10 protein-coding genes, 1 other RNA gene and 1 pseudogene are annotated in these 12239 nt (G+C 40.0%); 5 read left to right on the top strand and 7 right to left on the bottom strand.

Annotated features, from left to right (window positions below; all coding sequences use genetic code 11):
• Window position 1: 1 nt before the first annotated feature.
• The 4 genes from E0H79_RS11690 to ssrA form a co-directional block, all read right to left on the bottom strand.
• On the bottom strand, window positions 2–1210 hold the full coding sequence (locus tag E0H79_RS11690) for an ABC transporter permease (RefSeq protein ID WP_004975378.1): 1209 nt from the start codon (window positions 1208–1210) through the stop codon (window positions 2–4).
• On the bottom strand, window positions 1207–2358 hold the full coding sequence (locus E0H79_RS11685) for an efflux RND transporter periplasmic adaptor subunit (RefSeq protein ID WP_004975381.1): 1152 nt from the start codon (window positions 2356–2358) through the stop codon (window positions 1207–1209). The genes E0H79_RS11690 and E0H79_RS11685 overlap by 4 nt, the downstream gene beginning before the upstream one ends.
• Window positions 2359–2543: 185 nt before the next feature.
• Window positions 2544–2786, bottom strand: coding sequence for a hypothetical protein (locus E0H79_RS11680; protein WP_004975383.1), 243 nt, complete (start codon window positions 2784–2786; stop codon window positions 2544–2546).
• Window positions 2787–3070: 284 nt separating this feature from the next.
• Window positions 3071–3430: a transfer-messenger RNA gene (ssrA, locus tag E0H79_RS11675) on the bottom strand.
• A 130-nt stretch (window positions 3431–3560) separates the two neighbouring features.
• Here ssrA and glpK point away from each other — a divergent pair.
• Window positions 3561–5045, top strand: a complete 1485-nt coding sequence (gene glpK / locus E0H79_RS11670) for a glycerol kinase GlpK (protein ID WP_004975387.1) — start codon at window positions 3561–3563, stop codon at window positions 5043–5045.
• 129 nt (window positions 5046–5174) lie between these two features.
• Here the strand turns inward: glpK and E0H79_RS11665 are convergent, their stop codons facing one another.
• Window positions 5175–6533: an NAD(P)-binding domain-containing protein gene (locus E0H79_RS11665; RefSeq protein ID WP_004975389.1), complete on the bottom strand. Its 1359-nt coding sequence runs from the start codon at window positions 6531–6533 to the stop codon at window positions 5175–5177.
• Between the two features lie 664 nt (window positions 6534–7197).
• Window positions 7198–7404, bottom strand: coding sequence for a hypothetical protein (locus E0H79_RS11660; RefSeq protein WP_004975391.1), 207 nt, complete (start codon window positions 7402–7404; stop codon window positions 7198–7200).
• Window positions 7405–7799: 395 nt separating this feature from the next.
• Between E0H79_RS11660 and sbmA the strand changes: the two genes are divergently transcribed.
• Both sbmA and E0H79_RS11650 read left to right on the top strand, forming a co-directional pair.
• Window positions 7800–8996: a peptide antibiotic transporter SbmA gene (gene sbmA, locus E0H79_RS11655; RefSeq protein WP_004975393.1), complete on the top strand. Its 1197-nt coding sequence runs from the start codon at window positions 7800–7802 to the stop codon at window positions 8994–8996.
• A 305-nt stretch (window positions 8997–9301) separates the two neighbouring features.
• Window positions 9302–10243: a hypothetical protein gene (locus E0H79_RS11650; RefSeq protein WP_131261726.1), complete on the top strand. Its 942-nt coding sequence runs from the start codon at window positions 9302–9304 to the stop codon at window positions 10241–10243.
• Between the two features lie 209 nt (window positions 10244–10452).
• Here E0H79_RS11650 and E0H79_RS11645 read toward each other — a convergent pair whose 3' ends face one another.
• Window positions 10453–11058 carry a hypothetical protein gene (locus tag E0H79_RS11645; protein ID WP_131261716.1) on the bottom strand — a complete coding sequence of 202 codons (606 nt, stop codon included), beginning with the start codon at window positions 11056–11058 and terminating at the stop codon, window positions 10453–10455.
• 267 nt (window positions 11059–11325) lie between these two features.
• Between E0H79_RS11645 and E0H79_RS11640 the strand changes: the two genes are divergently transcribed.
• Together E0H79_RS11640 and E0H79_RS11635 are read left to right on the top strand one after the other, a co-directional pair.
• Entirely contained in the window at window positions 11326–12054 is a 729-nt protein-coding gene (locus tag E0H79_RS11640; protein WP_131261714.1) for a hypothetical protein, read from the top strand.
• Between the two features lie 52 nt (window positions 12055–12106).
• Window positions 12107–12239: pseudogene (locus tag E0H79_RS11635) on the top strand (helix-turn-helix domain-containing protein); the annotation flags it as partial.

Below are 12239 nucleotides of genomic sequence, written 5' to 3'. Positions count from 1 at the left end.
GTTATCCCCCAATTGCTTCGGCAGGGTCAACACGCAGTGCCATCCGAATTGCAACCAAACTGGCTAACATGCAAATCAGCATCACCGCAAAAAATCCGAAAATCGAATCTTGTGGAACCAATAAGACATATTTCGGGAAATATGGTGCTGCAAAAGTTGAACTGATTTTACCGACAGCAAATCCAATTAATCCCAGCGCGAGTGCTTGTTGCAAGATCATCCAAGCGATTGTGCGATTGCGTGTGCCGATTAATTTTAAGACCGCAATTTCACGAATTTTGTCCATAGTCAGGGTATAAATAATAAATGCCACAATCGCGGCGCTGACCAAGGCCAAAATCACTAAAAACATGGCAATTTGTTTTGCGGATGTGGCAATCATTTTGCTGATTAAAATGTGTTCCATCTGCGGGCGGGTATAGACTGTTAGTTGTTGCCAACGCTGAATATGTGCTGCTGTTTCTTCAGCTGAAGCACCTGCATTTAAACGGACTAAAATAGCATTCACATAACGGTTGCTACTTTGTGCATTGAGTACGCTTTCAAGCAAGTCAGGATAAGCAGGGCGGTTATAAATTGGGTTTACTGCAATTCGTCTACGGTCTTGTAAAATGGCAGCATTGCCCTTTTGGAATTGCGCCTGTTGTGCATCTTTCAGCGGAATAAAAATCATCGGGTCACCACCCGAAGACACCATGCGTCGGGTTAAACCCACCACGGTAAAGGTGTTACGACGGATTTTAATACGATCACCCAACTTTAATCCCGTACTCATGTCGGCTACGGCTTCATAGTGCCCGCGGGTCAATTGACGTCCTGCCAATAAATGTGGCGGCCACCCCAAGTTATTCCACGCATGTTCACCTGTTTGAATCCCGACCACCATCGAGCGAATATCTTTATCTTGATGATGCACTTGCATGGTTAAATAAGTAATATTTGAAGCATGCGCCACCCCGGGCATATTCATCACGCTGCGATATAAATCATCACGCACACTTGAAGGTTCTGCATAAGGGCCAAGTGTATCTTGCTGCACTACCCATAGGTCAGCACCACTGTTATTCAGCAGGGCTTTGGCATCATCTACCATGCCGCGATACACGCCAGCCATAATTAAGGTCACACCAATCAGCAAGCCGAGTCCAAAGCCAGTAAATACAAATTTACCCCATGAATGGAAAATATCACGACCTGCCAGACTAATCATTTAGCTGCTCCTGCAAGTTGCTTGACAACCCGTAAACGGTTTTTGGCATGTAGGGGTTTTTCACTATACAGCACCACTTGATCATTTTCGGATAAGCCTGCGAGCACTTGCACATCGCCCGCTAAATTTGAACGTCCTAATTGAACTTCAACAAATTGCGGCTTTTCGGCCACAACTTTCCACACGCCTACTTGGTTATTGATACGGTGAACTGCCGCATTGGGAATGGTTAAGCTGCGTGCCAATGGTGCGAGGCTGATGGTGACTTCTGCTAACTCACCCAAAGGCGGAAGAGGCGTTGGAGGTTGATTAAAAACCACTTTAGCTAAAATTTCTTCGGTAATGGCATCGGCACGAGGTTCTACCCATAACACATGACCTGCCAAAGCATTATTTTGCCGTGAACGTAAATGAATTTGAGCTGGTAAGTCAGCAGCTAAACCAATCGCACTGGATTGATCGAAACGGGCATTCATCCAAATGGAGTTAGGATCGACAATTTCTAGTACGGTTTGACCTGCTACCACCGTTGAACCCGGTTCTGCATAACGTGCAGTGACGACACCTGCAGCTGTGGCCACTAAATTTAAATTATCACGCTGTGCTTGTAAGGTATTCAGGTCTGCACGTGCTTTATTGAGTTCTTGTTGCATCGCGCTGAGTGCCGCCGTTGCCAAATCGAGCTCTTGTTGTTTAATGGCTAAAGATTCTTGGCTGGTGGCATTGATTTTAGCTAGTTGTTGATAACGATTGACTTGTTGCTGCGCAAAATTTTGACGGATTTGAGTGTCTTGTTGCTGAGCGGTAATTTTTTGGATTATCGCACGTTGAGCCAATAAACGATCTTCTAGATCGACAGGATCCATTTCGCCTAACAGTTGTTCTGCTTGTACGTTATCGCCAATATCTACTTTTAAGTTTTTTAAGCGACCTGCTGCAGTTGGGCCAATTTTATAATTATAACGCGCTTCAACGGTTGCTACGCCAAACAGGCTAGGTTGAATGGATTGATATTTGACTTGCGTGAGGGTGACGTTGACAGGGGCAAATGGGCCTGTGCGTAAGACCACGTAAATTAACAATAAAACCAGAGCTACAATGACCACAATCACGGAAATAGTTCGCTTTCCTAAGGGAAATACCTGCATGTGTACTCCGCATAATTTTTTATCAATTAAGGATAATATAATCTATTTTGTTGTTGTGCGGGGGAGTTATTCGGTTTGGGGAGTGAAAGCGAAAAATGTTTGGAGATGAATAAACCGTCCAATAAAAAGGCTTAAATCCTAAAAGTGGATTTGAACCTGTATTGTGCAAAAGTGAGCAATCCTGATCATTTTTCGTGAAGTTTTACCTCAATTTGATAGTCGTCTTGGGTCACTTTAATTTTATGGTCTTTATATTTACGTTTGCTTGGCGAGAGTGCAGAGCTAGTCACTGCCTTATGGAAATCACTATCTGACATGAAAAAATAATAAGCCTTATAGCCCAATAATATTTTCTCAATTTTATTGCCTTTAGTCTGAGCATCACTGATCAATGAATTTAGATACTTTAAGCTGATGTTTGCTGACATTCCTGAACCTTAAAATATAAAGTTGAAATTTCTAAGAATTTATAAGCAACAAACATTACAAATTTATGACAAGGGTTGTTTGAGAGATGTACTTCGCTTCAGGTCATTATAGATCTAAAAGTTGTGGGTCAAATTGACGCAATTTTGACCCAATTTATTCAAATTTGGGTCAATTTGTTCTGGATAGCATTGGACGCAAAACCCATAGAAAAAGCCTTAAACACTGATGTTTAAGGCTTTTTTAGTCATATTTAGTTATGTAACTTCATATGAATTTAAGAATTTGGTGGAGGTGGCGGGAGTTGAACCCGCGTCCGCCAACACTACACTCGAGAATACTACATGCTTAGATATCGTCTATTGTTTTAACACTCTAAGACCCGACGAACAGGGTTCAAAGTGCGATCCTCTAAGTTTGGTATAAAGTCCCGAGGCTCAACTCTATACGGACTTGTGTGCGTGCGCTTCAGTCGGGTTCACTGACCACAAGTATTCAGTGAAGCGGACAAGCGGCCCTTAGGCAGCTAGAGCGTAAGATTCGTCGTTTGCGACTATTTTAATGCAAATTTGATTTACGAGAGAAAATGCGCTCTCGGCATGCATCTATGAGCTTCATCATCAGCGTCGAAGCCAATAACACCCCCATATCACAGCGCAATCATAGCATAGCTGGCAAAAATTACGATGTATTTTCTGCACAATTACACATTTCGATGCGCTTAGTTACATAATTGCGCTAATATTTTATTTTTCAAGTCAAACACAATAAAAAATATGAGTTATTTACTAGCACTCGACCAAGGCACAACTTCTAGTCGTGCCATCATCTTTAATGAACACGGACAAGTTCAGGCAACGGCACAACGAGAAACCCATATCCAGACCCCATATTCAGGTTGGGTGGAACAAGATGCCCAAGAAATCTGGTCAAATCAAATTGCTGTGGTGCAACAGGCTCTGGCGACTGCAGGTATTTTGGCTAAAGACATTCACGCGATTGGCGTGACCAATCAACGTGAAACGACTGTAGTGTGGGATAAACGCACAGGCAAACCACTGGCACCTGCCATAATTTGGCAAGATCGTCGTGCGGCTGATTGGTGTCATCAGTTGATTCAAAATAACCAGATGCAATTGATTCAGGAAAAAACAGGTCTGCGTATAGATCCGTATTTTAGTGCAGGCAAACTGGTGTGGCTGCTTGAGCATGTCGATGGATTAAAAGCATTGGCACAGCAGGGGCATGTGGCTTTTGGCACCATCGACAGTTGGTTAATCTGGAATTTGACCCAAGGCGCAGAGCATGTCATTGAAGCGAGTAATGCTTCAAGAACGATGTTGATGAATTTACATCACCAAACTTGGGATGAAGAATTGCTGGAATTATTTCAAATTCCCGCATCAGTTTTACCTAAAATTATTGCATCCGACAGCTATATTGCAGATACCGCAACGGGTTTATTGGGCGCGAATATCCCAATTACAGGTATTTTAGGCGATCAGCAGGCGGCGTTGTTTGGGCAATCGTGCTTTGAAGTTGGAACAGCAAAAAACACCTATGGTACAGGCTGTTTTATGTTGTTTAATACAGGCAATCAGGTGCAATTTAGCCAAAATAAGTTACTTACCACTTTGGCGTGGCAATGTCAAAATCAAACCCATTTTGCCCTTGAAGGCAGTGTTTTTATGGCAGGCGCGGTGGTGCAATGGCTGCGCGATGGTTTGGGTATTATCCAAAAAAGCAGCGATGTGGAACAACTTGCCAATAGTGTAACTTCTAGCGATGGTGTAGTGCTAGTTCCTGCATTTACAGGGCTTGGTGCGCCACATTGGGACAGTGAAGCGCGAGCCCTTTTATGTGGAATGTCACGTGGCACCAACAAGGCACATATTGCCCGTGCTGCCTTGGAATCCATTGCATTTCAGGTGTCGGATGTACTCACTGCGATGCAATCCGATTTAGATCATCCACTGAAAGAGCTTCGAGTCGATGGTGGTGCTAGTCAAAATGATATGTTGATGCAATTCCAAGCCGATATTTTAAATGTGCCTGTGTTACGTCCTAAAATGTTGGAATCAACCGCTTGGGGAGCAGCAGCTATGGCAGGTTTAAAGGCGGGTGTATTTTCTGACTTATCTGAAATTTCAGCATCTTGGCAGTTAGATCGGGTATTTGAACCTCAAATGAATGAGGCAGAGCGGGCTGAACATTTATCGCGTTGGCAACAAGCCTTAAAACGCGCCAAGTCAGATTTATAATTAGCGCTATTTCTAAACAATGATAAGTTGAAATGAATCTTTAAACCACAAGCCTCATCAGCAATGTTTATGAGGCTTGTAGTTGTTTTTCCGTTACGGCAGGCCTGCTTTAATCTTTGAGATCACGCCTTACATCGCCTCACGTTGAGCTTCATCTTCTAGATAACTTTCCAGAGAATCATCTAGTGCATAAAGCCATGGTGTGTGATGCGGTTTAGCCATTTTTCCTGTCATCACTGAGCGATAAACTTTATCTCTAAAGCCCATAATATTTTCTTTTTTATGCTTTTTCCATTGCATGAAAATATCGTGTACTGCATCAATATTGAAAGATGGATAGTCGGTCTGCGCAATCAGGCGTTTGATGTAATCCCCTTGGAAACGTGCAGATTGTTCATCGCTGATTAAGCGTTGTTCTTTTTCATGCAAGGTTTGGGTATGGCTTTGCATTTCATCTGTACTTGGCAATGCAATTTTGCCTAAAATCACATCACGGACAAACCATGCCTGCGCATCGAACATATTGAAGGTGTACCATTGATCTTGCATACCCAAATAGAACAAACGTGGATTCTTTTCCCAAACCACACCTTGATATAAACCTAGTGGATAAAGGCAGTTATGCGTTCTGAGGCGCAAGCCATCTTCAATAAACGGGAAGTGGTGTAAATAGCCCGTACATAAAATAATGGCATCAATTTTGGCCGATGTTCCATCACCAAAATAAGCAGTATTTTCATCTACACGCAGTAATTGTGGTTTTTCAGACCAGTTTTTGGGCCACTTAAAGCCCATGGCTTTACTGCGATAGCAACTGTAAATTTGTTTGGCGCCGTATTTATAACATTGCGAACCAATGTCTTCGGCAGAGTAGCTGCTGCCCACCAACAGCACTGATTTACCTTTAAATTCCAGTGCATCACGGAAATCATGCGCGTGTAAAATACGACCATGGAATTGATCAAAGCCTTCATAAACAGGGACACGCGGGGTAGAAAAGTGCCCAGAGGCCACCACAACATAATCAAACTGTTCTGAATAATGACGTTGCTGTGCGTAATCTTCGACATCAACCGTAAATTTTTGCGTCGCATCATCATAATGAATATGCTGAACGGCGGTATTAAAGCGGACTAAGTCTTTCACCTGTGCTTTTTCTGCACGACCTTGAATATAATCCCACAACACTGCGCGTGGCGGATAAGACGCGATTGGTTTTTTGAAGTGTTCATCAAAAGTATAATCGGCAAATTCTAGCGCTTCTTTAGGGCCATTTGACCATAAATAACGGTACATACTGCCGTGGACAGGTTCGCCATGTTCATCTATACCTGTGCGCCAAGTATAGTTCCAGAGTCCACCCCAATCATTTTGTTTTTCGAAACATACAATTTCAGGAACTTGTAGACCTTTGGCCTTTGCTGACTGAAACGCTCTTAATTGGGCCATGCCGCTTGGGCCAGCGCCAATAATTGCAATTCGATCCATTGCTATCTCCATTAGTTTTTGAGTTCTTAATTACTTCTCCAATTTTGAGTGACACAATTCAGGATTTTAAATATCCGCATTATAAAAATAAGCAAATACAATCCTAAATTTAGAGATCAAGTAGATCTTGTCAAAATAGGATGTGAATTAAAAAAATAGAAAAAATAAAACACACTAAAGACAGTAAAAATTGCTTAAGCAACTCATCTTTATAAAAAAATGTGTTTTACAAGAAGCATGATCTTATCATAATTTTTGATTAATTTTGGTTTTGCTTAGTTGTAAAAGTGAATTTAAAGTCATTGCTGTTGTTGTTTTGGTTTGATCAATTGGTATATTTTATTGATTTTTATAGAGAAAATAAGATGAAAATTTAAAGCTAATTTTTATCTCATTTTGCCCAATATAAAGGTGATTTTGATGAGATTGTTGCAAAATCTACAATGATATACAGAGGATTGAAAACTGAATCTTAGGCAACATTTTCAGAGAGCCATACCCGAAGTGGACTTCTGAAAAATTAAAAGGATGCTGTGATTGATAGGTGTAATGAAAGTTTAGTTTTTATAAGCCATGAAAGCAGTAGCGTATTTATCAAGCTTTATCTAATGATTGAATGTGCTTTGCGTACATTCAATCATTAAAGTTTGTGGCGACTCAGTAATTAAAGTTTACGCCACACCTTATTTTCATCTTCTAAAGAGACAGTAAAGTTAAATTCGTCGTCTACGGTAACCAAGTAGGAGTTAGGATTAACCAATAAAACTTTTAAAATTGTACCTTGCTCGAATTCAATTGGTGCGCAGTTTTCTTTACGTAGAACAATAGGTTCAAGTAGCTCAATAGCAATGTTTTCTGTTGGAGATTCCATACCGCACCCTAAATGAGTTATTTTTAATCAACTGTATTATATAGTAAATTGATGAATAATCTACACAAAATCGTAAATTTGTGTCGGGTTTAAATATTTTGTACTTGAATTGTTGGTCAAAAAATCGCAATAAATTTGCCCAATACTTCATAATTTGACATTTTAAAAATATAAGAAATTGAAATTTGATGTAATTTCTTAGATGAATGGCAAATGAACAGCGCAGTAAAATATAGCCGATTGATGAAATTTACAGTTTTCAGTATAAAAATAAAATTATTGCTGAAAAAACAGCGTATAAAGTATAAAAGTTAAAGTATCCATTCACGCTTTTTTAAGTGGTGAAGGCACTGGGTTTTACATTCAAATTTAAAAAATAAAGGCTTTTTGTCTGCATGTTTAAGTCATTTTTTCCAAATCCAAAGTGGTTTTTTATTTCATTGCTTGTTTGGTTCGCGATCAATCTGGCTTTATGGTACTCGGGCGGTAGCGCATGGGGTAGTTGGATTGGCTTCCCGCAAGGCTATGCCGAAGCAACATTACCCATCGATGTCAGCCGTTTTTGGTCACCTGCATTTTTATGGTTTTATCTGTGGTTTTTTGTGGCAACGACGCTGTTTGCCATTTTCTGGAAACTTAAAGCAAATCACCCATGGCAGCGCTGGTCGGTATGGGGATCGGCATTCATCCTGTTTAATATTTGGTTTGGGGTACAAGTCAATGTTGTGGTGAATGCCTGGTACAACCCATTTTATGACCTGATTCAAAAAATGCTCAGTAGTGGCGGTGGAGATGTCAATGAACTCTATGCAGGTGTGCTGACCTTTTTATACATCGCCATGGTGGCAGTGACCTTAATGGTTTTGAATTTATTTTTTGTTAGTCACTATGTTTTTCGTTGGCGTACGGCAATGAATAATTATTACACCGCACATTGGGAAAAACTCAGACATATTGAAGGGGCTTCACAGCGTATTCAAGAAGATACCATGCGCTTTGCCAGAACCATGGAAACTTTAGGGGTAAATTTAGTCGAAGCCCTAATGACTTTGTTGGCATTTTTACCTGTGCTGTTTAGTTTGTCTGTGCATGTCAAAGCCCTGCCTATAGTGGGGGAAATTTCGTATGCCTTAGTTTGGGCTGCAGTGGGTTGGGCAGTATTTGGTACAGTGGTGTTAATTGTGGTGGGTGCGAAGTTACCAGGTCTGGAATTTAATAACCAAAAAGTTGAGGCGGCTTATCGTAAAGAATTGGTTTATGGTGAAGATCACGCTGAACGTGCTGATCCGCTGAGTTTAAAAGAACTGTTTAGCAAAGTGCGTTTGAACTATTTCCGTTTATATTTCCACTATGCCTATTTTAACTTGGTACGCATTTGGTACATGCAATTGGACAATATTTATGGTTTATTTGTGTTGTTCCCAAGTATTGCCGCAGGGGCTATTACATTGGGTTTGATGATGCAAATTGCCAACGTATTTGGCAAAGTCCGTGAATCTTTTCAGTATCTGATTGCATCTTGGCCAACCATTATTGAGCTCTTGTCTATCTATAAGCGTTTAAAAGCATTTGAATCGACATTGGATCACTAGTTGTGGTGGCGACATCCATGATTTGTTGTGGATGTCGCGTTCACATGTTCAGAGCCATGATTGCTAAATATAAATAGATCTGAACAGTTGTATAAAAAATAATATGAGTGTTAGTATTCAAAATCATAAAAAACTGTGATGAATTGTATTGTTTTATAAAAATATCAAACGCGATTCAAATAAAGCGATGATTATTTAACTATAAAATCAAGGTGTTAGATTTGTTATTTTCCGCTAATTCATATATTTTCATTCCTATAAAAACAATTGAGAATTGAAACGTGACCTGCAAAAAAATACTTTTGATGGGGGGGGTGGGCAGCCTATTATTTGGTTGTGCAACAGTCGATCAATATAGCCCAAATTCGGTGAAGCATTTTGCATCTGCACAAGAACTGATTGTTCAAAAAAACTTAAATCAGCCCAGTGGTGCTGCTAAAGAATATGTCTATTATTGGGGGCCACAGCGCAAAGATCAGCCTGCTGAATCTATGATTCCACGTAAATATATGGGCAGCTATTGTCAGTCACAAAATGGACGCTTAACGCTTGCCTATAAAAGCTCAATGAGTTTAGTTAAAAATGCATGGTCTAAAAAATTACTCAATACTTATCGAGATGTAAAACAGGGGATTGGGGCATACCGTTGTGTAGGTAATCAGGGCGAAAGTTGGATTGTATCGATTGAGCCAGTGGCGGAGCGACAGTTGGAACAGCGTGGTGAAGCGCGAGTGGTGAGTTTGGTTACTAAAATAATGTCTGAAGATGAAGCGCGACGCTTTTACCGCGCGGCTTCTGCACCTACAAAGGCCGTACCTAAAGCAGCTCCAAGTAATCCAAAAACAACTAATGCAACCAAAGTTGCTGAAGCGAAGGAAAAACCTGAAGAGAAAAAAGAGCCAGTGACTGCACCAGTAAAAACAGCCCCACCACGTGTGGTCGAAACACCACAACAGCAACAGACACGTTTATATGTGGCGGCACGTCGTGATTTAAACAGTGGGCGTAATCAAATTAATGCCTGTAATAATGCGCAACGTGCTTATAACTATGGCAAGTTACAGGGCGCAGAGGGTACGCGTATTTATACAGAATCTGGCATGTTGGTGGCACGTTGTTTAACCAGTGTGTCGAGTTATCGCAGTCGTTTTCCAAACGCAGAAGTGCAAGCCAAGCGCATTTTGCAGAATTTAGCCAAAAATTATAATCACGCAGGGGCTAAGAATATGTTGAGAGGAATGAAGTGAGGAGCGCATAATTTCTGATCTGCTCTTCATTTTAAAATTTAAATATTTATCTCTCCCTTGCACCACAGTGCAGTTTATCACTAGTGCTTGTTTTAAAGACCTTTCCAATATCAAAGTTTTGATGGCATTTAATTTGTAATGGAAGCTCCTTCTCCCACTTGGATGAGCAGTACTGCTGCGCAAGGGGGAGGGTAATTTAAAAGAGAAAACTAAATAAGATCAGGATAAAACTGCTCAAATTCTTGATTCACCGCTTCCCCACGTAATAAATAGCCTTTGGGTTTGATATAACTATAAATTTCCCGTGTTGGCTGTTCATGCCAACCAATATTAAAAGCACACAGTTTTGGGAAAAACTGCATATAACTATAGTTCAAGTGGTTATGAATCCAATAGGCGAGTTGTTGCCAATTGGCTTGATCTTTTTCATATAGCTCTAAAAATGATGGAATGACAATACACGCCGTTGCCCCATAACCTTTTGCATCGGGATAGTCCCAAATGTGACTGGCAAAGTTTTTCTCGTTACTGGCGCAGTTATGTCCTTTTTCATTTCCGAGTTGGTTCACGCTTGGTGAGCGATACGCCGAGCGAATCGCAATTCGTCCAAATTTATCTTGGAGTGGTTCGAGCAGTTGCTCGCACAGTTGTGTGCCTGTGTAGATGGCTTTTTCAGGATGGTCTGGAAAGTTAGGAATACCGTACCAATTGGCGATATCACTATAAAGGAAATTACGCATAAAAAAGGACTTTGACAGCTGGACGCGCCCTAAGTCTTCGAGTTTGGCGATGGAGGATACTTTTTTGATGGTCATGTTATTCTTGGTGTGAAGTGTTTGTATTGATTGTATTCTTAAAGTTTTGACAATTAAATAATAATCCTCTCCCTAGCCCTCTCCTTTAAAAAAGAGAGGGAACTACGTGTATCAATTTGATTACGTGACAAAGTCCCCCTTTTCAAAGGGGGATTTAAATTTGCAGTGAAAGTTCTTTTCCTAAGTGGCGACATACATGAATTAATGTAGCTAGTTAATTGGTGCCATTTTAGATATGATTTAGGTAAAGTTAATTTGGTAAAAATAATGAATAAAAAAGTTGATATTCAAAGTGGGGAAGAAGTAACAACACAAGAGTCAAAAGATACTAGACTCACTTGTGGAATTATTATGCCAATAGCTACTATGTCATCAGAATACACCGCGGAACATTGGTCAGATATACGTCAAATTTTACATAAGTCGATTGAAAGAGCTGGGTTTATTCCTCGTATCGTTAGCGATTCAGAGGAAAGTACGGTTATTCATGGCTCAATCATTAATAATATTTACAACGATGCGATTATTGTATGTGATGTGAGTAATAAAAATGCCAATGTCATGTTTGAACTTGGGATGCGATTAGCATTTAATAAACCAGTGGTGATTGTTAAAGATGATAAGACGGACTATTCATTTGATACAGGCAATATACAACATGAACCATATAGAAAAGATTTAAGACATAGTACAGTCGAAAAATTTATTGATGACTTAAGTAGAAAAATTGTCAAAACTTATGAAGCTTCTCAAAAAGATGATTACCAATCTTTTTTAAGTTATTTTGGGAAATTTGAAGTTGCTAAGGTTGAAAATAAATCTATTGCAGAAAGTGAAGCTATTGAGCAAGTCTTAAATAAAATGACGGTATTAGAGTCACAAATTAAGAATTTAAGTCTTTTTAACCATGAGCTACCAATTAATACGATAACGAGTACTGATAATTTAATTATAGATTACACTTTACAATATATTGGTAAGTTACCTGTAAGTTGACAAAAATAACTAATCATGCGAAAAAGTTTTTTTAGTTAACAGATGTTCACACATGCCTCGAATTGTTTCTGTACCACTTAGTTTAGAACAGCGAGAACGACTCATTTTTCTGGCCAAGCATGCAAAACATTGGCGTGAAAGACAACGTGCCCAAACTATTCTCTGGCTTTCTGAAGGTAAAAGTG

This window comes from Acinetobacter sp. ANC 5045 (assembly GCF_004331005.1).
Classification (GTDB): Bacteria; Pseudomonadota; Gammaproteobacteria; order Pseudomonadales; family Moraxellaceae; genus Acinetobacter; species Acinetobacter towneri.
The sequence above is the reverse complement of the archived record's forward strand: the minus strand, read 5'-3'. Positions and strand labels throughout refer to the sequence as shown.